This is a genomic window from Bradyrhizobium sp. USDA 10063 (genome assembly GCF_054063735.1).
Genome location: NZ_JBSSGP010000002.1, coordinates 862,552 through 887,167, shown reverse-complemented (window position 1 = coordinate 887,167; position 24,616 = coordinate 862,552). Strand labels below are relative to the sequence as shown.

At 64.4% G+C, this 24,616-nt stretch carries 22 protein-coding genes and 1 pseudogene; 10 read left to right on the top strand and 13 right to left on the bottom strand.

Annotation, left to right across the window (positions count from 1 at the left end; genetic code table 11):
- Positions 1 to 3 precede the first annotated feature (3 nt).
- Positions 4 to 1,437, bottom strand: coding sequence for a multicopper oxidase family protein (locus ACVJGD_RS06050; protein ID WP_456633496.1), 1,434 nt, complete (start codon positions 1,435 to 1,437; stop codon positions 4 to 6).
- Between the two features lie 219 nt (positions 1,438 to 1,656).
- Here ACVJGD_RS06050 and ACVJGD_RS06045 point away from each other — a divergent pair, with 219 nt between their 5' ends.
- Entirely contained in the window at positions 1,657 to 2,346 is a 690-nt protein-coding gene (locus ACVJGD_RS06045) for a DUF4336 domain-containing protein (protein ID WP_456633495.1), read from the top strand.
- Positions 2,347 to 2,362: 16 nt separating this feature from the next.
- Here ACVJGD_RS06045 and ACVJGD_RS06040 read toward each other — a convergent pair whose 3' ends face one another.
- A complete protein-coding gene (locus tag ACVJGD_RS06040) occupies positions 2,363 to 2,599 on the bottom strand; it encodes a hypothetical protein (protein ID WP_456633494.1) in 237 nt (78 codons plus the stop codon).
- Positions 2,600 to 2,851: 252 nt separating this feature from the next.
- Between ACVJGD_RS06040 and ACVJGD_RS06035 the strand changes: the two are divergent.
- The 4 genes and pseudogenes from ACVJGD_RS06035 (at position 2,852) to ACVJGD_RS06020 (ending at position 7,452) form a co-directional block, all read left to right on the top strand.
- Positions 2,852 to 4,085 (top strand): annotated as a pseudogene (locus ACVJGD_RS06035) (hydantoinase/carbamoylase family amidase).
- Positions 4,086 to 4,371: 286 nt separating this feature from the next.
- Positions 4,372 to 5,409: a PrsW family intramembrane metalloprotease gene (locus ACVJGD_RS06030; protein WP_456633493.1), complete on the top strand. Its 1,038-nt coding sequence runs from the start codon at positions 4,372 to 4,374 to the stop codon at positions 5,407 to 5,409.
- Between the two features lie 68 nt (positions 5,410 to 5,477).
- Complete coding sequence (locus ACVJGD_RS06025; RefSeq protein WP_456633492.1) at positions 5,478 to 6,056, top strand: HdeD family acid-resistance protein; 579 nt, start codon at positions 5,478 to 5,480, stop codon at positions 6,054 to 6,056.
- A gap of 310 nt (positions 6,057 to 6,366) precedes the next feature.
- Positions 6,367 to 7,452: a 3-deoxy-7-phosphoheptulonate synthase gene (locus tag ACVJGD_RS06020; RefSeq protein WP_456633491.1), complete on the top strand. Its 1,086-nt coding sequence runs from the start codon at positions 6,367 to 6,369 to the stop codon at positions 7,450 to 7,452.
- Positions 7,453 to 7,501: 49 nt separating this feature from the next.
- Here ACVJGD_RS06020 and ACVJGD_RS06015 read toward each other — a convergent pair whose 3' ends face one another.
- From ACVJGD_RS06015 to epmA, 3 genes are all read right to left on the bottom strand, one after another.
- Positions 7,502 to 7,753 carry a hypothetical protein gene (locus ACVJGD_RS06015; RefSeq protein ID WP_456633490.1) on the bottom strand — a complete coding sequence of 84 codons (252 nt, stop codon included), beginning with the start codon at positions 7,751 to 7,753 and terminating at the stop codon, positions 7,502 to 7,504.
- A 125-nt stretch (positions 7,754 to 7,878) separates the two neighbouring features.
- Positions 7,879 to 8,970: a lysine-2,3-aminomutase-like protein gene (locus tag ACVJGD_RS06010; protein WP_456633489.1), complete on the bottom strand. Its 1,092-nt coding sequence runs from the start codon at positions 8,968 to 8,970 to the stop codon at positions 7,879 to 7,881.
- Positions 8,967 to 10,019 carry an EF-P lysine aminoacylase EpmA gene (gene epmA / locus ACVJGD_RS06005; RefSeq protein ID WP_456633488.1) on the bottom strand — a complete coding sequence of 351 codons (1,053 nt, stop codon included), beginning with the start codon at positions 10,017 to 10,019 and terminating at the stop codon, positions 8,967 to 8,969. Before epmA ends, ACVJGD_RS06010 begins: the two co-directional genes overlap by 4 nt.
- 356 nt (positions 10,020 to 10,375) lie before the next feature.
- Between epmA and efp the strand changes: the two genes are divergently transcribed.
- Together efp and ACVJGD_RS05995 are read left to right on the top strand one after the other, a co-directional pair.
- Positions 10,376 to 10,942 carry an elongation factor P gene (efp, locus tag ACVJGD_RS06000; RefSeq protein ID WP_454618872.1) on the top strand — a complete coding sequence of 189 codons (567 nt, stop codon included), beginning with the start codon at positions 10,376 to 10,378 and terminating at the stop codon, positions 10,940 to 10,942.
- Positions 10,943 to 10,981: 39 nt separating this feature from the next.
- Entirely contained in the window at positions 10,982 to 12,565 is a 1,584-nt protein-coding gene (locus ACVJGD_RS05995; protein ID WP_456633487.1) for a M23 family metallopeptidase, read from the top strand.
- Between the two features lie 27 nt (positions 12,566 to 12,592).
- On the opposite strand, the gene ACVJGD_RS05990 is transcribed toward ACVJGD_RS05995, so the two are convergent.
- Positions 12,593 to 13,090, bottom strand: a complete 498-nt coding sequence (locus tag ACVJGD_RS05990; RefSeq protein WP_456633486.1) for a cupin domain-containing protein — start codon at positions 13,088 to 13,090, stop codon at positions 12,593 to 12,595.
- Between the two features lie 50 nt (positions 13,091 to 13,140).
- The gene (locus tag ACVJGD_RS05985; protein WP_456633485.1) at positions 13,141 to 13,623 is read right to left on the bottom strand and encodes a carboxymuconolactone decarboxylase family protein; all 483 of its coding nucleotides are present in this window, start codon (positions 13,621 to 13,623) and stop codon (positions 13,141 to 13,143) included.
- A gap of 179 nt (positions 13,624 to 13,802) precedes the next feature.
- Here ACVJGD_RS05985 and ACVJGD_RS05980 point away from each other — a divergent pair, with 179 nt between their 5' ends.
- Together ACVJGD_RS05980 and ACVJGD_RS05975 are read left to right on the top strand one after the other, a co-directional pair.
- Positions 13,803 to 14,261 (top strand): MarR family winged helix-turn-helix transcriptional regulator, encoded by a 459-nt coding sequence (locus ACVJGD_RS05980; protein ID WP_456640190.1) that lies wholly within the window; start codon positions 13,803 to 13,805, stop codon positions 14,259 to 14,261.
- Between the two features lie 55 nt (positions 14,262 to 14,316).
- The gene (locus ACVJGD_RS05975; RefSeq protein WP_456633484.1) at positions 14,317 to 15,546 is read left to right on the top strand and encodes a lytic murein transglycosylase; all 1,230 of its coding nucleotides are present in this window, start codon (positions 14,317 to 14,319) and stop codon (positions 15,544 to 15,546) included.
- A gap of 4 nt (positions 15,547 to 15,550) precedes the next feature.
- Here the strand turns inward: ACVJGD_RS05975 and ACVJGD_RS05970 are convergent, their stop codons facing one another.
- Complete coding sequence (locus tag ACVJGD_RS05970) at positions 15,551 to 16,360, bottom strand: SDR family NAD(P)-dependent oxidoreductase (RefSeq protein ID WP_456633483.1); 810 nt, start codon at positions 16,358 to 16,360, stop codon at positions 15,551 to 15,553.
- Positions 16,361 to 16,381: 21 nt separating this feature from the next.
- The gene (recJ, locus tag ACVJGD_RS05965; protein ID WP_456633482.1) at positions 16,382 to 18,223 is read right to left on the bottom strand and encodes a single-stranded-DNA-specific exonuclease RecJ; all 1,842 of its coding nucleotides are present in this window, start codon (positions 18,221 to 18,223) and stop codon (positions 16,382 to 16,384) included.
- A gap of 325 nt (positions 18,224 to 18,548) precedes the next feature.
- Between recJ and ACVJGD_RS05960 the strand changes: the two genes are divergently transcribed.
- Entirely contained in the window at positions 18,549 to 19,643 is a 1,095-nt protein-coding gene (locus ACVJGD_RS05960) for a methyl-accepting chemotaxis protein (protein ID WP_456633481.1), read from the top strand.
- Positions 19,644 to 19,966: 323 nt separating this feature from the next.
- Here the strand turns inward: ACVJGD_RS05960 and ACVJGD_RS05955 are convergent, their stop codons facing one another.
- From ACVJGD_RS05955 to ACVJGD_RS05940, 4 genes are all read right to left on the bottom strand, one after another.
- Entirely contained in the window at positions 19,967 to 21,304 is a 1,338-nt protein-coding gene (locus ACVJGD_RS05955) for an IS1182 family transposase (RefSeq protein WP_456633186.1), read from the bottom strand.
- Positions 21,305 to 21,426: 122 nt separating this feature from the next.
- Entirely contained in the window at positions 21,427 to 22,146 is a 720-nt protein-coding gene (locus ACVJGD_RS05950; RefSeq protein ID WP_456633480.1) for a haloacid dehalogenase type II, read from the bottom strand.
- A 71-nt stretch (positions 22,147 to 22,217) separates the two neighbouring features.
- Positions 22,218 to 23,216 carry a class II fructose-bisphosphatase gene (gene glpX, locus ACVJGD_RS05945; RefSeq protein WP_456633479.1) on the bottom strand — a complete coding sequence of 333 codons (999 nt, stop codon included), beginning with the start codon at positions 23,214 to 23,216 and terminating at the stop codon, positions 22,218 to 22,220.
- Between the two features lie 75 nt (positions 23,217 to 23,291).
- A complete protein-coding gene (locus ACVJGD_RS05940) occupies positions 23,292 to 24,611 on the bottom strand; it encodes a homoserine dehydrogenase (protein WP_456633478.1) in 1,320 nt (439 codons plus the stop codon).
- Positions 24,612 to 24,616: the final 5 nt, after the last annotated feature.

Below are 24,616 nucleotides of genomic sequence, written 5' to 3'. Positions count from 1 at the left end.
CTGTCATCCATACGTGATCAGTCCCGCAAAGCCTTCGTCCATGTGGTCCTGGTGATGGCAGTGGAAGAAGGTCGGCCCGGGGTCGTCGGCGACGAAATCGACCTCGGCCGTGGAAAAGCGAGGCAAGCTGATCGTGTCCTTGATCACACCGGATGTCGGCTTGTCGCCAACCTTCGTGATCTCGAAAGAGTGCCGGTGAAGGTGCACCGGGTGCTCGTCGCCGCTGTTGTTATTCAGAAGGAGGCGATACCGCCTGCCTCGCTCGACGGTGAACAGGGGATTTGTGTCCGGCCACGACTTGCCGTTGATGGTCCAGCGATTGTACCCGCCGCGTCCGCCCGGGATCTTCTCGAATTTGAGGCTGATCGTTTCGTCGGGAGCCGCAGCGGCCGCGCCCGGCTGACCGAAGACGGTATAGTCCCATCTGGAATTGACGGGCGCCGACCAGGTCGGTTCGCCACGTCGATTGGCGTACTCGACGACCACGCCCATCCCCATGTTGCGGTCTTCGTCATCCGTCGCGCCGAACACCCAGACGCCGGGGTTGTTCATCTCCACGATCACGTCGGCCCGCTCGGCGACGTCCAGCTTCAACACATCGACTGTCGCGGGCGTCGGAACGGGATTGCCATCGAGCGCCAGGACCTTGAAGCGATGCCCCGACAGCGCGAGCGAGATGCCCATGTTGCCGCTCGCATTGAGCACGCGAAACAGCACGCGCTCGCCTTCGCGCACCCGGACCGGCTCGCCGTGGCCGAGCATGCGATCGCCCAGGGTGGCGGCGTGATACATGACTTCGAGGCCGTTGTCCGGTGGCGGCCCCTTCTTGATATCCTGCATGCTGACCCAGTGGCCGTCCCAATGGTGGGCGGCAAGCAACACCTCGCGATCGTAGCTGCCGGGATCGCCGGCAGCAGGCTCGACGATCAGAAAGCCGAACTCGCCCGAATAGGTGCTCTTGGCGAGATCGGTCATCGCCATCGCGTGGCTGTGATACCAGCGCGTCCCGAAAGGCTTGGGAACGTATGAATATGTCAGCGACTTTCCCGGCTCGATGATCGGCGAGCCCTCCTCGACTGCGCCGTCCTGAAGCGAAGGAATCATCAGGCCATGCGAGTGGATCAGGTTCGGGTACCCGGAATCGTTGGTGACGTCGATCCGTACCGGTCGTCCTTCCTTCAGGCGCAGCACCGGGCCGGGGACGGTCCCATTGTAGGCCGTGGTCTTGATTACCTTTCCGGGCGCGATTTCCAGCGAGGTCGGAGCGATCCGGATTTTATGATCGGCCGTCTCATTCGGCTGCCTCTGAGCGCGCGCAACTGGCGTGGTTTGGGCCGCCACAAGCGAGAATGCGCCGGCTTGCGCGCCGCGAAGTAATGCCCTGCGGCTCAAGAGCGGCTGCGTCCGGCATCCTTCGTCTCGACCGAGCCTTGCCATCGCGTACTCCCGTTACGGGTAGACACGTTGAACTAGCACCAATTGCGTGTCCGGAGACAGCCGGGCACGGCACCTCTGGAAACAAAAGAACTTGATGCTCAGGACTGAGGCTTTATCGGGAACCGATAAGCAAGATGCAACTATGGCTGTGCTTTAGTGAGTCCGCCACCTATCACAGCCTGCGACAGCTAACCTCCGTCGGTACCAATTGGATCAGCCATGTTGAAGGAATTCGATCGCGATATCTGGACTGCGGACGGACCTGACGTCGCGGTGGCCGGATTTCATTATCCCACTCGGATGGCTGCCATCAGACTGTCGGACGGAAGCCTCTTCATCTGGTCGCCGATACGGCTCACCGATGGCCTACGGGCAGAGGTCGATGCCGTCGGTCAGGTGCGGCACATTATTGCTCCCAATTCACTTCATCATTTGTTTCTTCCAGAGTGGAAGCGCGCCTATCCCGGCGCCAAGCTCTACGCTCCACCGGGATTGCGAAAGAAACGCTATGACATCGTCTTTGATGCCGACCTCGGAAGTGTGCCGAGCTCGGATTGGATCGAGGAGATCGATCAGGTCCTGATGCACGGCAACCTTATCACGACGGAGGTGGTGTTTTTTCACATCAAGAGCGGCACCGTGCTCTTTACCGATCTGATCCAGCAGATTCCGGCCGACCGCAATTCCGGCTGGCGCGCCATGGTGGCAAAGCTCGACCTGATGGTAGGGCCCGAGCCATCGGTGCCGCGGAAATTTCGTATAGCCTTTACCAACCGCCGCGCCGCGCGAAAGTCTCTGGAACATATTCTCGCGTGGCCAGCCAAGAAGGTGCTGATGGCCCACGGCATACCCGTGGAAAAGGATGCCCACGCGTACCTGCGCCGTGCATTTGCGTGGCTGACTGCGTGATGCCGCTGCTGCCACATTAGCCGTGCAACAGATCGTCAGGCACGTTGCCGAACGCGCGCAGCACGGTCGTCGTCGATTCCGGATAGCCGACGCGGACGAACGCGACGGCTCCGGCATGGCCCAGGACCTGCCAATAGCCTTTCGCACGCTCGATCGCCGCCGCGGGACTGGCGCATTTGAAGGGCTCGCCGGCGACGAGACCATCGTCGGTCAGGTCGAATGGCATGGCGACAAAGTGAGTGATCTCGCCCACGGCCGTTTCCCGATTTTTTTGCTGCCCGTCTACTTGGGGCTGATCGCATTGGAAGCAAGTCAGGGTTGTCCCGGCTTGCGCCAAATCAATATTCGCTTCACCAATCCGTCATCTATGCATTCTGGCTGCGGAGACCAGAGGGCGACCCCTTCGTCCGCGCCGATCGAACGCCGCCCCCGATGGAAGCCGGCTTTCCCTGTTGCGCGCCGTGTGCGAGCCTGGATGGAAGAAACCATTCACGGGTGCATTCCTATGCCTGATCCAAACCTGCCTGTCGACGGCGCACGCGTTCTCGCCGATCTCAATGCTCTCCGCGCCATCGGCGCGTACAAGACCGGCGTGCACAAGCCGACATTTTCGGAACCGCATATGCGCTCGATCGAGTGGCTTGCCGCAAAGCTTCCGGAAGCCGGCCTCGCCTCCGCGATCGACGGCATCGGCAACGTTCTCGGCACCAGCGCAAAACCCGGTCCGAAACTTTTGGCCGGCTCGCATCTCGAAAGTCAGAATTTCGCGGGCTGGCTCGATGGGCCGCTCGGCGTCATCTACGCGCTCGAGGGCCGCTCGCGTCATCAATCCCGACGCGGACCTCAAAGGTGCCGTCGAGGTCGCCGCCTGGTGCGACGAGGAAGGACATTTCGGCCATTTCCTCGGCAGCCGCTCCTACGTTGGTGCCGTGACGGAAGCGGAGATCGATGCCGCGCGCGACCGCAGCAGCGATCGCACCATGCGCCAGGCGCTGGAGAGCGCCGGGCTTGCCGGCCGCCCGCGCCTGACCGCCGAGCGCGGGCGGCACGTCGGATATCTCGAGGCCCATATCGAGCAGGGCAGGACGCTCGAAGACAGCGGCCTCAAGATCGGCGTCGTCACCTCGATCGTCGGCATCTGGCAATATCGCATCACGTTCACCGGCGAACAGAACCATGCCGGCACCACGCGGATGGCGATCCGCCGCGATGCCGGACTTGCGCTCGCCAAGTTCTGCGTCGCGATCGACGACAGCTTCCCTGCCCTGTGTGGCCCGCGCACGGTATGGACCACCGGCCGCATCACGCTCGACCCCGGCGCGCCCAGCATCATCCCGGGCCGCGCCGAAATGCTGTTCCAGATGCGCGACGACGACGCGAGCGTGATCGAACGCCTGGAAGCGCATTTGCGCCGCATGGCCGCCGAGGTCACGGCGGAAGGCCGCTGCAGCATCGAGGTCGAGCGCATCCGCACCGGCGCGCCGGCGATGATGGATGCCGCGTTCCAGGACGCCATCGAAGCCGCAAGCGCACGCTTTGCCGACGGCAAGTCGATCCGGATACCAAGCGGCGCCGGCCACGACGCCCAGGTCCTGGCCACCATCATGCCATCCGGCATGCTGTTCGTGCCCTCGATCGGCGGCATCAGCCACCACTGGAGCGAGAACACCAACGACGCCGACATCGTCACGGGCGCGAAGGTTTTCGTCGATGCGTGCCGGCGCTTGCTGGTGATGTGAGCACAGCGAAGCGCGCTTCATCCCACGTCGTCACGGGCTTGACCCGGGACCCATAACCACAGGAAGGCATTGTGCGCGAGCAAGCGGTTGCGGCTGAGCACATCACAAGCGACTGTGGTTATGGGTCCCCGCTTTCCGCGGGGGACGGCCGTGGGATGGGCGCTGCAATGCGACAAAAAGCCGTGAATGTGGCGCGCCGAACTCATCGCAAAGCGGTTACGTTGCCTTGCCAAGCGCTCGCTTTGTGGCCATTTTCCTGAGCTGTACCCGGTTTGATTGCCTGCAGATGCTGTTGCTCGAGTCTCTCCCAACCGTCATCGGCGCCGCCGCCATTGCGCCGGCGCTTCTGATGCTTTGGCTCGTCATCGCCGCCGATGAACGCCCGGGCCCGCCGGCGCAGGTCTGGCTCGCTTTCCTGCTCGGCGCGGCCAGCATCTCGCTGCTTGGGCTGGTGCGGGCGCCGTTCAATGCATTGCTGGCGATACCGGAAAACCCCTGGATGACGCTGGTGCTGCGCTCGCTGTTCGGCGTCGCCCTGCCCGAGGAGATCGTGAAGATCGCGGTGATCATCGCTGTCTCGTCGCGGCGCCGCGCCTCCGCCGACCCGATGGACCCGGTGGTCTACGGCGCCGCCGTAGGGCTCGGCTTCGCCGCATACGAGAACCTCGCCTACCTCGTCCAGCACGCCGAGATGTGGCGCGCGCTCGCCGTGCTGCGCAGCGTGCTCACCGTGCCGTTTCACGGCGCGCTCGGCATCATCGCCGGCGCCTATGTCGCGATCGCGCGCTCCGGCACCGCGCTCGGCGCACACCGCCAGAACCGTGCCTGGGCGCGGTTGTCGAGCTGGGCCATGGTGCTGCTCGCCCCGGTCTTGCTGCATGCCGCGTTCGATTTCCCGCTCCTGACCCTGCAGCGGGGCGGCGATCTCGGCTCCACGCTGCGGATGATCCTGGGCTCGGCGAGCGTCCTGATCGGGTTCAGCTCGATCGGCTTCGCCATCCGCCTGGTCTACCGGGTCGGCCGCCATCATGCCCCGCGAACCGCGCTCGCGCGTGAACGGCTGAGCCAGTTGCGGCGGATGTGGGCCGTGCTCGTCCTCGGCAGCGGCGCCGGCTTTCTCGGGCTGGCCTTCGTGCTGACGTCGATCCGCCGCTGGCTGATCAATCCCGAGCACAATCCGGCGGCGATCCTGGTCCCGGTCGCGGCGATTTCGATCGTGATCGGCGTAGCGCTCCTGATCGCGACCACGGCGATCTACATCTTCGGGCGAAATCGGATTCGCACGACATCGGAGGGCTTTTCGTCGGCGCCGGGACCGGGCTAATCTGATATAATCAGAACCGAATATGCTCTAGGATTTCGTGCAATCACGCGCCTGCCCGGAGAGCTGAGATGACCATTCCAGACAACTTCGACAAGCTGCAGTCCGAAGTGAACGCCGCGGTGAAGGCGCATTGGAAGGCCTTCCTGTTCGAAGGCATCCTGCTCGCGGTTCTTGGCCTCGCCGCGATGATCGTACCGCCCTTCGCGAGCCTCGCCGTCACCATCTTCCTCGGCTGGATGTTCCTGATCTCGGGGATTGGCGGCTTGATCCTCACCTACTGGGCGCGTGAGATGCCGGGCTTCTGGTGGTCGCTGATCTCTGCTGCGCTTGCCGTGCTCGCCGGTCTCCTCCTGCTGGCGCGGCCGATGCAGGGCGTGCTGACGCTGACCATCGTGGTCGGCGCCTATTTCGTCGCCGAGGGAGTCGCCACCATCATGTATGCGTTGGAGCACCGGCGCGAATTAACCGGGCGCTGGTCGTGGCTCCTGATCGCGGGACTGATGGACATCGTGATCGCCTTCATCATCATCGCCGGCCTGCCCGGCTCAGCTGAATGGGCGCTCGGGCTCCTGGTCGGCCTCAATCTCCTATTCGGCGGGGCCACGCTGATCGGCATGGCGCTCGCCGCCCACAGCACCGACCCATGATTTAGAGCGTTTTCGAGCGAAGTGGATACCGGTTCGCGTGAAGAAAACGCGTCAAAAAAAGAAACTAAAGATTCGGTTCTGATTAAATCAGAACCGAATCTTTGGAGGTGACAAGACCGAATCCTTCCGCTATAGAGCCCGCCATGATCAACGTCGCCACCAGCTATTTTTGGTACTTTAGCTACGACAGCTCGCTGGCGGCGGGAGGATCGCGCTCAATTTAGTGAAATTGCAGCAAGACGTCCGAACAGCCGCCAGACCTGGCGGCTTTTTTGTTGGCCGGCAGGTCCAAAAGTCAAAGGAGCCCGCCGTGTTGAGTACAACTGACGATCTTCGAATTAGAGAACTGAAAGAGCTGAGTACGCCCGAAGAGGTGATGCGAGAGGTCCCGCGCACCTTGACGGCGACGCGGGTGGTGATGGCGGCGCGCAACGCCATCCACGCCATCCTGAACGGCAAGGACGACCGCCTGCTGGTCGTCGTCGGCCCCTGCTCCGTGCACGATCCCGAAGCGGCGATCGATTACGCTGAGCGCCTCGCTACCTTGCGCGAGCAGCTCTCCGACCGGCTCGAGATCGTGATGCGGGTCTATTTCGAGAAGCCGCGCACCACGGTGGGCTGGAAAGGGCTGATCAACGATCCCAACCTCGACGGCAGTTTCGACATCAACAAGGGCCTGCGGCTTGCCCGCAGCGTACTCTCCGCCGTCAACAATCTCGGCCTGCCTGCCGGCGCCGAATTCCTGGATATGACGACGCCGCAATATATCGCCGATCTCGTGAGCTGGGCTGCGATCGGCGCGCGCACGACCGAGAGCCAAATCCATCGCGAGCTCGCCTCCGGACTCTCCTGCCCCGTCGGCTTCAAGAACGGCACCGACGGCAATGTGCGCATCGCCGCCGACGCCGTCAAATCAGCTTCCCACCCGCACCATTTCATGGCGGTGACGAAGGGCGGGCGCTCGGCGATCGCGGCGACCAGCGGCAACGAGGACTGCCACATCATCCTGCGCGGCGGCCGCGCTCCAAACTATGATGCGGCAAGCGTCGACGCCGCCTCGACCGAGCTGGCGCGCTCAGGCGTCAACCAGCGCATGATGATCGACGCCAGCCACGCCAACAGCAGCAAGAAGCCGGAGAACCAGCCTCTGGTCGTCGCCGACATCGCCGACCAGGTTTCCGGCGGCGAGATGCGCATCATGGGCGTGATGATCGAGAGCAACCTGGTCGCCGGGCGGCAGGACGTGGTGCCGGGAGTGGCGCTCACCTACGGGCAGAGCATCACCGACGGTTGCATCGATTGGGAGACGACGGTCTCCTCGCTCAACGTGCTCGCCGATGCCGTCGAGGCACGGCGCAAGGCGCAACGCCGCGATGTCCGGGAACGGCTGGCCTAGACGCTAGTCGGCACGGGGCCGCTGGGCGTCGCAGCGTCCGGCGGCTCGCTCAGCAACCCCTGCAGATGCTCTTGATCTTGCGATCAAGGGCAGCGTCTTCCTTGTTCACCGGATTGTTCGGGTCGTTGATATTGCTCTCGCTCGGCACGTCCGAGCGGCGCGGCTGACGATGGCCAATCGGCGCCGCCGGAATCGGCCTCATCTCGGGACCGGTTTTCGGCACTGTCGTGGTCCCGCCCTGCGCAAAGGCAGGCGCACCGATCAGGGTCACAAGTGCCATCGACAAGATTGTTTTCCGCATCCTGATTCTCCTGCCTCTCAACACTCTATCGCGCCGGTTCCGCAACGTCGATATTCACGAGTCTCCGATTCCATCTCTTTGCTTGAGCATGATCTTTTCGGAAAACCGGTCTCCACTTTTCCGGATCATGCTCTAGGTGGATAGAGATGCACGTCACCGCAATAATCAACGACACGATAGCGTGTTTCGTCAGTTCCTTCACGATGTGACGGATTCTCCTGCGACAAATAGCGCGGCCCGATCGGCGCCTTGCCATGGCCGCCGGGAATGTCGAGCACGTAATCGGGCTGGCACAGGCCGGAGACGCGGCCCCGCAACGATCGCATCAGTTCCTGGCCCTCTTCGATGGTCGTGCGCAGATGCGCGGTGCCCGGCGCAAGATCGCCGTGGTGCAGGTAATAGGGCTTGATCCGGCATTCGACGAAGGCCCGCATCAAAGCTTCCAATGTGGCGGCATCGTCGTTGACGCCCTTGAGCAGCACAGTCTGGCTCACCAGGGGAATGCCGGCATCCGCCAGCCGCGCGCAGGCGGCGCGCGCCTCGGGCGTCAGTTCGCGTGGATGATTGGCGTGGATCGCGATCCAGGTCGTCGCGCCCTTCACGCGCAGCGCGCGGGCCATCTCCGGACTGACGCGGGCCGGATCGGCCACCGGCACGCGCGTGTGCAGGCGGACGATCTTCACGTGATCGATCGCAGCGATATCGGCCATGATCTCGGCGAGCCGCCGCGGCGACAGCATCAATGGATCGCCGCCGGTCAGGATCACCTCCCAGATCTGCGGGCGCGAGCGGATATAGGAAAGCGCGTCGCGATAGGCGTCTTCCGACAGCGCAGTCGCCTTCCCCGGCCCGACCATCTCGCGGCGGAAGCAGAACCGGCAATAGACCGCGCAGACATGCACGAGCTTGAACAGCACCCGGTCGGGATAGCGGTGTACGATGCCAGGAACAGCCGAATGCGCATCGTCGCCGATCGGATCGGCGTTCTCGCCCACTTGCGTGAGGAGTTCGTTCGCGGCCGGGATGAACTGCCGCGCGATCGGATCGTTTGGATCGTCTGGATCGATCAGCGCCGCAATGTCAGGCGTCACTGCGATCGCATAGCGCACCGCGACCTGCTCGAGATCGGCAAGCGCTGTCTCTGGCGCAAGGCCGCGCTCGACGAGTTCGGCGGGCTGGCGCAGCGTTGCGGTCAGATTTCGGTCGATCTGGTTCATGTCTCACCTGCCGGCGGCGTCCACACCACCTGGTCGATCCGCAGCGCGCCGCTTGCCAGCATCACCAGCCGGTCGAAGCCGAGCGCCACGCCGCTCGCCTCGGGCATCTCGCCCACGGCGACGATAAAATCCTCATCCAGCGGATAGCGCTCGCCGTAGCGTCGCTCCTTCTCATCCATGGCTGCGGCGAAGCGACGGCGCTGCTCGGCGGCATCGGTCAATTCACCGAATCCGTTGGCGAGTTCGACGCCGCAGGCATAGACCTCGAACCGCTCGGCGACACGCTGATCGGAAGGATCTGCGCGCGCCAGCGCCGCTTCCGGAATCGGATAGTCGGACAGCACGGTCAGGCGTCCCTGCCCGAGATGCGGCTCGACATGCTCGACCAGAACCTTGCTGAAAATATCCGACCAAGTGTCATCCTCGGCAATCCGTACCCGGTCCCGCGCCGCATCCGCAAGCGCCGCGCGGTCGCCCTCGCCGTCAACGATGGTGTCCAGGAGATCGATCCCGGCGAAGCGCTCAAACGCGGACGCGACCGTCAGCTCTTCAGGCAAGCCGCCGACCTCTGCGGTCTTGCCACGAAACGAGAATCGCTCGATGCCGGTCGCGTGCGCGGCCTCGGTGATGACATAGAGGGTGTCGGTCACCACAGCGTGGATGTCATCATTGGCGCGGTACCATTCCAGCATGGTGAACTCAGGCAGATGGAGGTCACCGCGTTCGCGATCGCGGAACACGCGCGCGAATTCGAAAATCTTGGTTTCGCCCGCGGCGAGCAGCTTCTTGCAGGCGAATTCGGGCGACGTCCGCAAGTAGCGTGGCACCCGGCTCCCATCGGGCTTCGTCAGCTCCGTTCGTGGCGCATGCAGATGGGTCTCATTGCCGGGCGAAACCTGCAGGATGCCGGTCTCGACCTCCGAAAATCCGCGCCCTTCGAACCAGGCCCGCACCGCCTTGGTCACGGCGCTGCGCGCCTCGAGAAACGGCTTTCTGTCGGCGTACCGAACTGGATCCCACCAAGGTGACGGGCGGTCGACGCCACTCATGGCCGCGCTCCCGCTAAAGGACGCTTCAGGCGATGCGTCGGGTTATCCATCAACAAGTTGAGAAAATCGGTAAAGATCATTGAAATCGCTGGATTTCCATCGACAAGCGGCGAGCCCTTGATGCCCGACGGCGAATGCTTTGTCCACATGACGGGGCTGGACCACCTTCCGGCCCGCGGTTCGCGCGGTTGACAGCCGGCAGAGGACGCCACACCTGTCAGCAACCTGCCAAAACCGGCCGCAAAAGGCTGGCATCTCGGGGGCAAATCAGTATGTTGCAGCCCGAAACTGCCCGCCAGGCCGCCGAGCGCATCAGCCGAGCTGAGCCGGCGGCCGAACCATTCAGGAAAACCACTTTGAAAGTCATCGCCAGTTCCATCCGCAAAGGCAATGTCATCGAGCAGGATGGCAAGCTTTACATTGTCCTGTCGGCCGAAAACATCCACCCTGGCAAGGGAACCCCGGTCAGCCAGATCGAAATGCGCCGCATCGGCGATGGTGTGAAGGTCTCCGAACGCTACAAGACCACCGACCAGGTCGAGAAGGCAACGGTCGAGGATCGCAACTTCAACTACCTCTATGAGGACGCCGACGGCTTCCATTTCATGAATGGCGAGACGTATGACCAGGTCCAGGTGCCGAAGGACATCGTCGGGTCGTCCGCGCCGTACCTGCAGGAAAACATGACCGTGAAGCTCTCGATGCATGAGGGCAATCCGGTCGCGATCCAGTTGCCGCAGCGCGCCACCCTCGAGGTCGTCGAGACCGAGCCGGTGACGAAGGGCCAGACCGCCTCCTCCTCCTACAAGCCCGCCGTGCTGTCGAACGGGATCCGCACCGCCGTGCCGCCGCACATCAGCACCGGCACGCGCATCGTCGTGATGACCGAAGACGGCTCCTACGTCGAACGCGCCAAGGATTAGCCGATCGGTTAAGGGAGTGCCGCGCCGGGGGGCGACGCGTTGAAAGGGAAAGCTGTCAGCTTTGTCGCACCTTGGCTGGCAGCTTTCGCATTGCTCCTTGCCGATCCCCTCGCCGCTTCCGCGGACGAATTCCGTACCCCTTCGATCTCGGCCGTGCGCGTCGAATGGCGCGCGGTGCTCGATCAACTCCGCGCCGAGATCAACACCCAGCCTTCGATTACTGCGAACTTCACCTTTGCGAGCCAGCGCCGCGTACCTTCTTATGATCCGCGCTCGCGGCCCGCGCTGGTGCAGCTCAATGCGATCACTTCGCAACTGTTCCCAGGTATCGGCCGCAGCCCGATTCCGGTGCTCTTGCCGTTCGATACCGCAAGCTATCTCGAGGCGCGACGGAGCGGCGCGGTGGAAAGCTTGTCGGTGTCACGCTATCAGGCGGACTTCCGTCCGGCCGATCTCTTCCATGCGGGAGCCGCCGGCTATGACGCGATGTTCGCACTCGAGCCGGGTGCCGGTGATGGCATGCCGGAGCGGACGTTCGCAAGACCCGTCGAGGTGCATATCACCGGCTCGCTGCTGCTCTACGATCTCAACGATCGGCTCGGCGGCAAGGGTGAACCGGTCAAATCGCTTTCGGCGCAGTACCCTGATATCCGGCGCGTCATCCGCGAAGGCTATGTGCGCTACGCCTTCACCCGTTTCGGCGTGCCGTATGTGGTCTCGATCCACTGCCTCGACAGCACGCCGCGGCCGCGGCGGCTGGCCTGCCGCGAGGCCTATCCGGTCGCCGAGCGCTTCCTGAAGGCGCTGCGCATCACTGGCGGCCAACCCTCGCGCCCGCGACGGGATATCGCCTCCGTGAGTGCCGAGCGGCCGGCAACCGCTTCACCTGACTTCACCTACCGGCCGAGCGGCGACATCGTCGCCAACAGCGGTTACCACAAGCAGGCCGGCCGCACCGACCTGACCACCTATTCACAAATCCGCTTCCCCCTGGCGAAGGCGCCGGCCTTCATCCATTCGCAATCGTTTGGCAGACGCGCCGACCAATATCCCTGGCAGGACAGTTTTTGCGAGGCGCGCAGTTTCGAAGTCGGCCAATGCACGGGCGGCTTTGGCCACCAGGGGCAGGATATCCGCCCAGGCGCCTGCCCGCCCAACAAGGAGGGGAACGAGCCCTGCGATCCCAGGCGGCAGGCGGTCGTTGCCGTGCGCGATGGCGTCGTGATCCGTTCGCCGGGCCAGCAGGGAGCAACGCTGCAAATCAACACCCAGACCGAGCATATTCGCTTCCGCTATATGCATATGAACCCATCGACGATGGACGCGGACGGCCTTCTCAATGGACGCCGCGTCACGGAAGGCGAAAAGATCGGCGTGGTCTCGAACTATCTCGATCACCCCAACGGCACCACGCGCCATCTGCATTTCGACGTCCAGGTGTTCACGCGCGACGGCTGGCTCTGGGTCAATCCCTACACCACGCTGGTCTCTGCCTATGAACGCCTGATCCACGGCCGCGGCCGCGAGATCGGCCCCGAGCCGCCAGTGGCGGCCGCGGTGGCGCATGCGCAGCCGGAGGACGTGATCAAACATCTCGATCCGCAGGAAGGCGGCGGCAATTAGTGGCCAAATCCGCGGCCGCTCAGCGGGCTACTCGATCAACGTCGTAAGCTGCGCACCCTCGTCCGCCACGAACACGGCGATCAGCTCCGCGGGCTCCGTGTTGCTGGCATTGGCCGAGACCAGGTGCGTCGAGCCCGGCGGCTCGAAGAAGGATTGACCGACCTTGAACGTCTCAAGCGGTCCGCCGCCGAGCTGCGAGCGGATTTCGCCCTTGGTGATATAGGCCGTCACCGAGCCGGCATGCCGATGCGCGCGCGTGAAACCTCCGGGGCCGTAGAACACGCGCACGATGGTGACCCGTTTGCCCGGCACGTTCGGCAGTGCGTATGAGCCGATCGGCTCGACCTTGTCGAGTGGCGATCCCTCGGCGGCGTTTGCACAAAGCGGCGCTATCGCGCCGGATACCGCATCCATCATCGCCGGCACGGTCTTTGCGGTGACCAAAGCGCGGGCAAGACCAGCAATGACCGCGAGCGAAATCGGCCGCGTCGGTGCGAAAGGAGTTGTCGCCAGCATCGATGTCATGTTGTTCTCCTTTGGAGAAAGACGTTATTCGCCCCCTCTGTCTTTCGGATTCACGACGCGGCTGCGCCGACCGCCGGCGGCTTCCGTGTCGGCGGCGTCCAGCGATAGGCGACGCCATACCTGTTCCAGACGTTGATCGCCGCGATCGCCGAGGTGAGATAGCTCAGCTCCTGCTCGGAGAATTCCGCGTGCGCTTCGGCATAAACCTCGTCATTCACGCCGTCGCCCAGCTTCGTCAGGGCTTCGGTCCACGCCAGCGCGGCGCGCTCGCGGCGTGAGAATTGCGGGGCCTCCCGCCAGACCACGACGAGGTTGAGCTTGTCGGCGGATACACCGAGGCTCTCGGCCTGCAGGATGTGAAACTGCACGCAGAAGGCACAGCCGTTGATCTGCGAGGCGCGCAGCTTGACCAGTTCGAGCAACTGCTTGTCGATGCCGGCCTTTGCCGCCATCTGACCCAGCGCCCGCACGGCATCGCAAACATCGGGCGTGAGCCTCTGAAAGTCGGCGTATTCGGCTCTCGCATGTGACATCGGTGTAGCCTCATGTTATCAGTATGCTGATACATTATAAGAGTGCTGATATGTCGCGCAAGACTGCACGATCGTCTGGCGAGCAATCGATCGCCGATCGCAAGAGGTCAAGAGGCGGAAAATCGAAAAATCCCGCTCGGAACCGGAAAACGCCCGCCGAGGCAGATCCGGCGCTCGCGATGATCCGCCCGCCGCCGCCCGGCCAGGGCAAGCGTGGCGAGCAAGGCTACCTCGCTTATCTCCTGCGGCAGGCCCAGGCCGCGACGCGGCTGACGATGGAACGGGCGCTGGGAACGCTCGGCGTCACCCCGCCGCAATTCGTCGTGCTGACGATGCTGCGCGCCTATCCCGGGCTGTCAGGCGCCGATCTCGCGCGGGTGGCCTTGCTGACGCCGCAGACCGTCGGCGTCATCATCCGCAATCTCGAGCGCGATGGCGCGATCAAGAAGACACCGCATCCGGTCCATGGCCGCGTCCTGCAGTGGACGCTGACCCGGCGCGGGACAGGGCTGTTGGAGAAATGCCGCCGCCATGCCCATGCCGTGGACCGGCGGCTCGCGGAGGGGCTCAACGCCAAAGCGGAACTCGTCGTGAGGCGCTGGCTGTCCAAAATCGCCACAGACCTGCAGGATAGCTAGTTCCCGCGGCGTCGTGGCCTTTGGTCCGCGCCGACAGCGCCGCTAGACTGAGGTCATGAAGCAGCTTGATTCTCTGAAATTCCCTACCCGCCGGACCTTCCTGCAGGGTAGCATCGCGACCGGCAGCCTGCTTGCCGGCCCTCTCGCTGTGCTTGCGGCCCCGCCGGGCTTCGACCAATGGCGCGACAATTTTCGCGCCCGCGCGCTCGCGAAGGGAATCTCGGAGGCGACCTGGACGCGTGTGATGGGCCGCATCGAGCCCGACATGAGCGTGTTCCGGCAGATGCAGAAGCAGCCGGAATTCAACGAGCAGATCTGGCAGTACATCAACCGCCGCGTCTCGGACTGGCGCATCATCAATGGCCGCGAGGCGCTCAAGAAGAACGAGGCTCTGTTCACGCGGATCGAGAAGGATTTTGGCGTTGAGCGCGGCACCCTGCTGGCATTGTGGGGCGTTGAATCGGCCTACGGCGATCCGCTGGTGCAGCAGAACCACATGAAGCCGGTGTTCCCTGCCCTCGCCGCGCTCGCCTGGAATGAGCCGCGTCGCAAGACCTACTGGGAGACAGAGCTGATCAATGCGCTCAGGATCGTCGACCGCGGCTGGAGCACGCCAGATGAGATGCGCGGCTCCTGGGCTGGCGCCATGGGGCATTCGCAGTGGATGCCGGAAGTGTGGCTCAATGTCGGCTTCGACTATGACGGCGATGGCAAGGTCTCGCCATTCGGCCGGCCGGACGACGCACTCGGATCAACCGCGAAATACCTCGTCAAGCGCGGCAAATATCACCGCGGCGAGCATTGGGGTTATGAGGTGCGCGCCAATGGCGGCATGAGCGGCAACCGGACCTACGCGGCGTGGGCCAGCGCCGGTGTGGCCCGCGCCGATGGCCAGCCGTTCCCTCAACCGAATGCGTCGGCGCAGCTATGGATTCCGGTCGCGGGCGGCCCCGCATTCCTGTTGGGTCCGAATTTCTACGCCGTGCGCAGCTACAACCCCTCGATGAATTATGCGCTGGCGATCTGCCACCTTGGCGACCGCATTCTGGGCGCGCCACCCTTCATCCATCCTTTCCCCGGCTCCGAACGCGCCCTGACGCTGGCCGAGGTGCAGGAGATGCAGACGCGGCTCACCAAGGCCGGCTTCGACACCGGCGGCACCGACGGCCGCGTCGGCAACGACACGATGAAGGCGATCCGGGATTATCAGACTAAGACGGGCTTGCTGCCCGCCGACGGCTATGGCGGGCTCAAGGTGCTGGCGCGGTTGAGGCAGGGGAATTGATGCGTCACGCCTTGCGCGCGATAGCCCCCGCATTCATGCCGCCGTCTATGACGAGTTCAGTCCCCGTCACGTAGCGCGACGCATCGGAGGCCAGATACAGCACGCCACTCGCGATCTCCGCCGCCTGGCCGGCGCGGCCGAGCGGGGTTGCGAGCTTCGCGCGCTCCTCCGGGTCGATCGGCGCGTTCGTCCCCCTGCCCGTCGCTTCCGTCGGGATCTTGCCCCAGATCGGGGTGTCGATGATCCCGGGATGCACCGAGTTGACGCGGATGCCGTCGTCTGCCGCGGCGCATTCCATCGCGACCGCTTTCGCAAACAGCCGTACGCCGCCCTTGGTTGCACAATAGCCCGCCAACCCCGCCGCGCCGCGCAGGCCCGCGAGCGAGGACATCATGATGACGGATCCGCCGCCGCCCTTGCGCATCAGCGGCAGGGAATATTTCACCGAGAGGAAAACGCCATCGAGATTGATCGCGGTCTGCCGGCGCCAATCGGCGAAGGTCATGTCGACAATCGATGGTACGGAGATGCCGATGCCGGCGTTGGAGACCAGCACATCGAGCCGGCCGAACCGTTTCTCGATCTCCGAGACGATCTCCACCCAGCGCGCCTCGCTGGTCACGTCCTGCTGCAGAAAGACCGCCTTGCCGCCAGCCTTCTTGATATCGGCGACGAGTTCGGGTCCCCGGAGCTCGTCGATATCGGTCGCGACGACAGTCGCACCCTCCTGCGCCAGCAATTCCGCGACCGCCGCGCCAATGCCCGAGGCGCCGCCGGTGACCAGCGCCACCTTGCCTTCAACCTGTCCTGCCATGTGCTCTCCCCGACTGTTTTCTTATCTGATCACCGCGGGCCCCTGATCGGGGACCGCGACGTCGAGCACACGCAATTGCACACGTTCGCTGCCTTGCCAACGGTCGATCGCAAGCGAGCCTGCGACATGGAGCGGCTGGCCGCGATTCTGTATCAGCGCATTGCCGAGCTTTTGGCCGACGGAACGGAAGGCCATGCCGTTCACGATCGAGCCGTCGCCCGATTTGAAGCGCAGCCGTAAGTGCGCCTGGCCGACTTCATCGGCATAGACGAGCTGGTGCGACGGCAGCGCAATCACCGGCTCCGGATTGCCGCTGCCGAACGGGCCGGCGCGGTTCAGCATCGCGGCAAATTCCACCGTGACGCCGCGCGCGCTGACCGCGCCGTCGATGAACAATTCGTTCTCGTGACGTGAATTGGCGACATCGGCGGCAAGCACGCTCTCCAGATAGGCGCGGAACTCCGCGAGCTTCTCCTTGCGCAGCGTTACGCCCGCTGCCATCGCGTGGCCGCCGCCCTTCAGCAGCAGGCCGTCCGCCACCGCCTGCCGCACCGCCTTGCCGAGATCGACACCGCCGATCGAGCGCCCCGAGCCGGTGCCGATGCCGCCCGGCTCGAGCGCGATGGCAAAGGCGGGCCTGCCGAATTTCTCCTTCAAGCGCGAGGCCACGAGACCGACGACGCCGGGATGCCAGCCCTCGGCGGCCGTGACGATGACTGAGCCCTTGTCCTCCAATCCAAGCGAGGCCAGCGCCTCCGCCTCGGCCTGCGCTTCGGCCGCCTGCTCGATGACACGCCGCTCGCTGTTGAGGCGGTCGAGCTCGGCCGCGATCCGCGCGGCCTCCGAGGGATCGCCTTCCAGCAGCAGCCGCACGCCAAGATCGGCGCGTCCGATGCGGCCGCCGGCGTTGATGCGCGGCCCCAGCATGAAGCCGAGATGCCAGGCCTCCGGCGGGCCGTTGAGCCGGGCGACATCCATCAGCGCGGTGTGCCCGATATGGTCGCGCCTGCGTAGCGCGATCAATCCCTTGGCGACGAGCGCGCGATTGAGGCCGATCAGCGGCGCGACGTCGGCCACCGTGCCAAGCGCAACGTGATGCAGCATGCTGAGTAGATCCGGCTCCGGCATTTCCGAAGTCCAGAAACCGCGCTGGCGCAATTCCCGATTCACCGCAACCAGCGTCACCAGCACGAGGCCGACGGCCGCGAGATGACCAAGACCGGAGAGATCGTCGAGCCGGTTCGGATTGACCAGCGCATCGACCTCGGGCAGCGCCTCACCGCATTGATGGTGATCGATGACGACCACCGACATGCCGAGCCGTCGCGCCTCGGCCAGCGGCTCCAGGCTCGTCGTGCCGCAGTCGACGGTAACCAGCAATGTCGCTCCCTTGGCTGCGAGCGCACGCACGGCCTCCGTGTTCGGGCCATAGCCCTCGAACAGGCGGTCGGGAATGTGGATCAGCGGATCGAGGCCGCAATGCCGCAAGTGCCAGGCGAGCAGCGCCGCCGAGGTCGCGCCGTCGACGTCGTAATCGCCGAAGATCGCGACCTTCTCGTTACGGATCGCCGCATCCGCGATCCGCTTCGCCGCCGCTTCCATCGCAGTCACGGTGAAGGGATCCGGCATCAATTTGCGGATGGTCGGATCAAGGAAATCCGGGACGTCATCGATCGCGACATCGCGGCCCGCGAGCACCCGCGCCAACATTTCCGGCAATTGGTGGCGCTGCGCGATCGCAAGCGCGCGCGCGGCACCGCGGGCGTCCAGGCGGTCGCGCCAGAATTTGCCCGTGAGCGAGCGCGCCACGCCGAGAAAGGCCGGCGGCATCTCCACAGGCAGGATGGCGGTGTGAAGCGTCATAACGGTCCCGACGAGCAGCGCTGGCAACAGAGCGAATCAGTGCTTCCATCCTCGCCCCTGAGCGGCCGATCGCGAAGCGCTGCCAGCCGGTTTTGCCCGCTTTTCGCAGGAGACGGATGGCACGGACTTGGCTTGCAGCGGGATTCACGACAAGAAACAGCGGGATGCCCAAATAAAGTGCAGCTCTACATAGGTGGCAAATTCGGAAAATTAAGCCGACGTTAGCCGAAATCCCCGAGAAAGGATGTGTGTTTAATGTGCGATTTCTTGGTTCAGTTCCGTCCGCTGGAAGCGGTCAAAGGCATAACGCAGGGGAAGTCCGCCTATGTCCATCGCGCTTGCGCGCGCGAAATCAATCGCGAGCGAATCGGCGGTCTCGCCTGATATCGATGATGAATCCGACATTTCGGCCCTGATCGCGCGGCTCACCGCGGAGGTCAACCAGATCGCCTGCGAGAAGACCAGGTCGATCCAGAAGATCACCAACCAGATGAAGATGCTGGCGCTGAACGCGCTGATCGAGAGCTCACGTGCCGGCGCGCAAGGCGCGGGCTTTGCGGTGGTGGCGCAGGAAGTGCGCGGCGTCGGCCAGCAGGTCGAGACCATCGCCCGCGAGCTCGAGACCCAACTGACGCGGCGCACCGGCAGTCTCATGAGTTCGATCGAGCGCATGACCGACCGCTCGCGTGGCGAGCGCATGGTGGACCTGTCGCTGAACGCGATCGAGCTGATCGACCGCAACCTCTATGAGCGCACCTGCGACGTGCGCTGGTGGGCGACCGATTCCGCCGTCGTCGACTGCGCCGCCTCACCTCAACCGGCGGTGGTCGCGCACGCGTCCGAGCGACTCGGCGTGATCCTTTCCGCCTACACCGTCTATCTCGATCTCTGGCTTTGCGACCTCGAGGGCAATGTGATTGCCAACGGGCGCGCCGATCGCTTCAAGGTGATCGGCCAGAATGTTGCCGCGACAAAATGGTTTCGCCAGGCGCGCGATCTGCGCTCGGGCGACGACTATGTCGCCGGCGACATCGAGTGCCAGCCGCTGCTCGGCAACGCTCAGGTCGCAACCTATTGCGCCAGCGTCCGCGAAGGCGGCAAGGCTCATGGCAAACCAACCGGCGTGCTCGCCATCCATTTCGACTGGGAGCCGCAGGCGCGCGCCATCGTCCAGGGCGTGCGCGTCGGTGCCGCCGACAGAGCGCGCGTGCTGCTGATCGATTCCAATTTCCGGGTGATCGCGGCTTCCGACGGCCAGGGCATTTTGACGGAGCACGTCTCGCTCTCGCTGAACGGCCAGCGCAGCGGCTTCTACCAGGACCGCACAGGCGCGCTGGTCGCCTTCCACGCCACGCCGGGCTACGAGACCTACAAGGGTCTCGGCTGGTACGGCGTCATTCTCTGCGGGGCGGCTTCTTAAGCGAGTGTTGCGACCTGCGCTGTGCATCCCTCATGGTGAGGAGCCGCGCAGCGGCGTCTCCGGACGATGCTTCGCATCGCCGGGAGAACCATGAGGCCCCGATGTCACCCGCGGCCATCCTTCGAGACGCGGCCTGACGGCCGCTCCTCAGAGGGTGAGAATGATTCGCCTTGTCCGGAGAATTTTACATGTGATGGGCTGGAAGGCACAGACCGTAAAGCTTTTCGGTTGAGCCGGCGCCGAATGACCGCGATCTGACCTCCGGGCCGGTGCTGCGGCTGCTGCGGCGCTTTGTGGGCACCTGCTGGCGTGGACGCCTCTGTTCATGCCGCGACCTGCGCCTTGGCGTGCAAGGCGAGGAAGCGCATCATGTTGTGAGCGACGGCGAACCACAGCAGATGGAGGCGGGCCTTGATCTTGCCGCGCAGGGTTAGCTGGCGCAGTCCCATGCGGCGGGCATGGGCATTGATGCATTCGTGCTCGGCGCGCAGTCGGTAGAATGCCTTACCGTCCTTGCTCTGCATGCGTTCACGCCAATCCGCGACGCCAACACCGTCACCCTGCTTCGGCGCATAAGGGTCGGTGCCGTGCCTGGTTTGCCCCGCCGGGCACCACAGTTTGATATCTTTGGCGTGGGCCCACTCGATGTCGTCGTTCTTGGTGAAGCCGCCGTCGACCAGATAGTTGGAGGGGTCGTAGCCTTCAGCGTGCACCGTCTCGATCCCCGGTTGCGCCAGGCCGCGATCCGAGCCGCTGGTATCGATGTCGACCGCAACGATCACCTGGTGTTCCGGCGCCGAGATGATCTGCATGTTATAAGCCGGACGCCACCCACCATCGGCCATCTTCATCACCCGCGCGTCGGTATCGGTGGTCGAAGCGCGCGGCTCCTTCTGCTTGGCCACCTGGTTCTTGTTGGTCTTCTCGCGCCGCTCCCGCTCGACCTCCAGTTCCTTCATGCGCTGCTGCGCCGCCGCGATCCGCGCCTCGCGCTCGCGGGCGCCACGCGCCTTCGCCGCCCGCTGGCGACGATCGCCAGCCGCCGGATCCGTCTCGGCTTCAGCGCGCAGGCGCGCCACCCGCGTCTGCGCCGCGGTGAGCAGATCATCAAGCCGCGCGCGCCGGCGGAAGGAACTCGCCCCGGCACCCGCGCGCACCCGCAAGCCATCCTGCGCCAACGTGTCGAGCGACACCAGGCCAGCTTCCACCATGGATGCGACCCCCTGCGCCAGCAGCCGCTCCAGAACTGCCATATGCGCGATCCGGAAGTTCGACAGGCTGTGATAGTTCATCGACACCCCGCCGCATAACCAGCGATAGACCAGATGATCGCGGCACAGCCGATCCAGTTGGCGGGCGCTGCCCACCCCATCGACCGTGGCCCACAGCCAAAGCGCCAACATCAGTTCCGGTGCTGCTGGCGGATGTCCGGGCTGGCCCTCGCGCGCCTTGATCACCTCGTGCAACGCCGACAGATCCAGCCCCTCGACGAACGCCCAGACCGAGCGGACCGGATGATCCTCCGAGATCAGATCGTCCAATGCCGCCACCTGCATGCCGATCTGACTGCGTTCCGGCACCCGCAGCCGCAGCGCACCACGCCCTTCGGCCTGCGGTCTTTCCTGCTCAGGTAACCCCTCGAACAATTGCTCGTCAGCCATCGTCAGCCCCTGCCTCGCGCGCAACGCAAGCGAATCACAGCACCGCGGCTGTGGCAAATGCTCATTGCCTAAAGATTCTCACGCTCTCAGGATGAGGACCTCTTACGTGGCGCACTTCTTAGCTAGCAGCCTAGCCGATCGGCGATTGCGCCGAAATCCTTGGCGACGATGTCCCAGTCGCCGGTGGCTTCGAAGTCGACTTTCTGCAGCGGGCCGTATTCGGTCGGGCGCGCCACAAAGGCGGTCTTCAGGCCGTTCTGTTGCGCATGCTTGAGGTCGCCGTTGTGCGCGGCGACCATCATGACCTGCTCCGGCGGCAGGCACAGCAATTTCGCCGCGCCAAGATAGGTTTCGGGATCGGGCTTGTAGTGCTCGAACAGTTCGGCCGACATGATGAGGTCCCAGGGCAGCCTTGCGAACTTCGCCATGTTGGTCAGCAGCGCGACGTTGCCGTTCGAGAGCGGCGAGATGATGTATTTCGTCTTCAGCCGCGCAAGCCCCGCCACGCTGTCGGGCCAGGGATGCAGGCGGTGCCATCCCATGGTCAGGTGGTGCAGGTCCGCGTCCGTCAATCCCTTGATGCCCTGCTGCTCGACCAGCTTCTCGAGCGAGCGACGGTGCAGCACGTCGAGAATGACATAGCCGCGTTCGGGATGTTTGCGCACCTCGTCCATCGAGGCGACGTAGACCGCGCGCCAACCGTCGACGAGGGCGGTCCAGTCCGCTTCGATGCCGCGCGTCTTCGACCACTTGGTGAAGTCGGTGATCAGGCTGGTACGCCAGTCGACGACGGTGCCGAACACGTCGAACACCAGCGCCTTCACCGCCGAAAGATCGGCCATGCTCGCCTCCCGTTTATTCTCGTTGTCATTCCGGGTGCGATGCGAAGCATCGAACCCGGAACAACGGAACATTAGTCGAGATGGAACTTCTCGAGCTGGCGGTGCTCCGCCTTGATGTAGCGCACGGTGCCGGTGACCGAGCGCATCACCACCGTCTCGGTCTCGATCGTGTCCTTCTTGAACTTGACGCCTGTCAGCAGCGAGCCCGTGGTAACGCCGGTGGCGGCGAACAGGCAGTCGCCGCGCGCCATGTCCTCGATGCCGTAAATCATCTTCGGATCGGTGATGCCCATCTTCTGCGCGCGCTCGCGCTTCTCGTCGCTGTCGAGGATGAGGCGGCACTGCATCTGGCCGCCGATGCAGCGCAGCGCTGCCGCCGCCAGCACGCCCTCGGGCGCACCGCCGGTGCCCATGTAGATGTCGACGCCGGTTTCATCCGGGTTGGTGGTGTGGATCACACCGGCCACGTCGCCGTCGGTGATCAGGCGCACGGCCGCGCCGGTCGAGCGGATGCTTGCGATGATGTCGGCATGGCGCGGACGGTCGAGCACCAGCGCTGTTATCGCCGCGGCCGGCACGCCCTTGGCCTTGGCGAGCCGCTGGATGTTGTCGGCGGGCGAGGCGTCGAGCTCGATCACGTTCTTGTCGTAGCCCGGACCGATCGCGATCTTTTCCATGTAGACGTCAGGCGCATGCAGCAGCGTGCCGCCATCGGCCATCGCCATGGTCGCGATCGCGCCCGGCATATTCTTCGCGCAAAGCGTGGTGCCTTCCAGCGGATCGACGGCGATATCGACCTGCGGGCCGGCATTGAGCCCGACTTTCTCCCCGATGAACAGCATCGGCGCTTCATCGCGCTCGCCCTCGCCGATCACGACGGTGCCCTCGATCGGCAATTTGTTGAGCTCGCGGCGCATCGCGTCGACCGCAGCCTGGTCGGCCGCCTTCTCCTGGCCGTGGCCGCGCAGCCGCGCGGCCGACACCGCCGCCCGCTCCGTTACCCGCACGATTTCGAGCGTGAGAATGCGCTCGAGCAAGAGTTGCGGCGGGACGGAAATATGGGTCGACATCTCTGCACTCCTTAAGCCTTCGGGCCCCTCGCCCGCATTCAATGATCTAACGCAGAAGGCGTTCGCTATCGCACACTAATTTTTCTCAATTCGTATCACCTGCGGGCGACCGCTGATGACCCTGTCACGCTGCACGGCCTTCAGCGCCCGATGAACCGCGTCTTCACTGGTCGCATAGGTAATCAGAATGACCGGAACCGGTGAAGCTTTTTTGGCCGAACCGTTAACATCGCTGTCATTACGGTGGCGCTGCACGATCGATTCCAGCGAAATCTTCTCATCCGCGAGCCGCCTTGCGATGGTCGCAGCGGTGCCGGCGTGGTCACGGGCCAGAAGGCGGATGTAATATCCGCCCTCATGGCGCTCCATCGGCGCTTTGGTCGTCGCGCGCAGGCTGTCGACCGGCCGGCCGAACGGCGTTGCACGGATGCCGCGCGCGACATCGGCGATATCAGCCACCACGGCGGACGCGGTCGCCGCACCGCCCGCGCCCGGACCGACCAGGGTGATCGGCGGAATGCCCTCGCCGTCAATCGTCACTGCATTGGTGACGCCCATCACTTGGGCAATCGACGAAGATTTCGGCACCATGGTCGGATGCACGCGCTGCTCGATGCCCTTCGCGGTCCGCACCGCAACGCCGAGCAGCTTGACGCGATATCCGAGTTCCTCCGCCGCACGCAGGTCTTCGGGCGTGATCGAGGAAATGCCTTCGACATAGACAGCGGTTTGCGCGACCTTGGTGCCGAAGGCGAGGCTCGCCAGGATCGCAAGCTTTTGCGCGGTGTCGTGTCCGTCGACGTCGAAGGACGGATTGGCTTCGGCATAACCGAGCCGCTGCGCGTCCTTCAAACACTCCTCGAACGACAGCCCTTCGTGCTCCATCCGCGTCAGGATGTAATTGCAGGTGCCGTTGAGGATCCCATAGACGCGGTTGACGCTGGTGCCGGAGAGCCCCTCGCGCAGCGTCTTGATCACCGGAATAGCCGCGCCGACCGCGGCCTCGAAATTCAGCGCGCCACCATTCTGCTCCGCGGCCTTGGCGAGCCGCAGCCCGTGCTTGGCGATCAGCGCCTTGTTGGCTGTCACCACCGACTTGCCGGCCTTCAGCGCGGTCTCGATCGCCGAGAAGGCGGGATCATCGGCGCCGCCCATCAATTCGACGAAGCAGTCGACATTGGAATCCTCGGCCAGCGCCTGCGGGCTTTTGGCCCAGTCGACGCCGCGCAAATCGAGCCCGCGCTTCTTCGCCTTCGAGCGCGCGGTGACCGCGACGACGCGCACGCCGCGGCCACTGCGCGCCGCTAAGGCTGCTCCCTGCTGCTCAATCAGGCGGACGACTTCGGCGCCAACGGTGCCGAGCCCCGCTATGCCCACTTTTAGCGGTGCGATCATCGAGG

Excerpts from the sequence above, each read along its gene's own strand:
- ACVJGD_RS06050 (WP_456633496.1), bottom strand. The coding sequence starts at position 1,437 with ATGGCAAGGCTCGGTCGAGACGAAGGATGCCGGACGCAGCCGCTCTTG.
- ACVJGD_RS06045 (WP_456633495.1), top strand. The coding sequence starts at position 1,657 with ATGTTGAAGGAATTCGATCGCGATATCTGGACTGCGGACGGACCTGAC.
- ACVJGD_RS06030 (WP_456633493.1), top strand. The coding sequence starts at position 4,372 with ATGCTGTTGCTCGAGTCTCTCCCAACCGTCATCGGCGCCGCCGCCATT.
- ACVJGD_RS06025 (WP_456633492.1), top strand. The coding sequence starts at position 5,478 with ATGACCATTCCAGACAACTTCGACAAGCTGCAGTCCGAAGTGAACGCC.
- ACVJGD_RS06015 (WP_456633490.1), bottom strand. The coding sequence starts at position 7,753 with ATGCGGAAAACAATCTTGTCGATGGCACTTGTGACCCTGATCGGTGCG.
- ACVJGD_RS06010 (WP_456633489.1), bottom strand. The coding sequence starts at position 8,970 with ATGAACCAGATCGACCGAAATCTGACCGCAACGCTGCGCCAGCCCGCC.
- epmA (WP_456633488.1), bottom strand. The coding sequence starts at position 10,019 with ATGAGTGGCGTCGACCGCCCGTCACCTTGGTGGGATCCAGTTCGGTAC.
- ACVJGD_RS05990 (WP_456633486.1), bottom strand. The coding sequence starts at position 13,090 with ATGACATCGATGCTGGCGACAACTCCTTTCGCACCGACGCGGCCGATT.
- ACVJGD_RS05985 (WP_456633485.1), bottom strand. The coding sequence starts at position 13,623 with ATGTCACATGCGAGAGCCGAATACGCCGACTTTCAGAGGCTCACGCCC.
- ACVJGD_RS05980 (WP_456640190.1), top strand. The coding sequence starts at position 13,803 with ATGATCCGCCCGCCGCCGCCCGGCCAGGGCAAGCGTGGCGAGCAAGGC.
- ACVJGD_RS05975 (WP_456633484.1), top strand. The coding sequence starts at position 14,317 with ATGAAGCAGCTTGATTCTCTGAAATTCCCTACCCGCCGGACCTTCCTG.
- ACVJGD_RS05970 (WP_456633483.1), bottom strand. The coding sequence starts at position 16,360 with ATGGCAGGACAGGTTGAAGGCAAGGTGGCGCTGGTCACCGGCGGCGCC.
- recJ (WP_456633482.1), bottom strand. The coding sequence starts at position 18,223 with ATGACGCTTCACACCGCCATCCTGCCTGTGGAGATGCCGCCGGCCTTT.
- ACVJGD_RS05960 (WP_456633481.1), top strand. The coding sequence starts at position 18,549 with ATGTCCATCGCGCTTGCGCGCGCGAAATCAATCGCGAGCGAATCGGCG.
- ACVJGD_RS05955 (WP_456633186.1), bottom strand. The coding sequence starts at position 21,304 with ATGGCTGACGAGCAATTGTTCGAGGGGTTACCTGAGCAGGAAAGACCG.
- ACVJGD_RS05950 (WP_456633480.1), bottom strand. The coding sequence starts at position 22,146 with ATGGCCGATCTTTCGGCGGTGAAGGCGCTGGTGTTCGACGTGTTCGGC.
- glpX (WP_456633479.1), bottom strand. The coding sequence starts at position 23,216 with ATGTCGACCCATATTTCCGTCCCGCCGCAACTCTTGCTCGAGCGCATT.
- ACVJGD_RS05940 (WP_456633478.1), bottom strand. The coding sequence starts at position 24,611 with ATGATCGCACCGCTAAAAGTGGGCATAGCGGGGCTCGGCACCGTTGGC.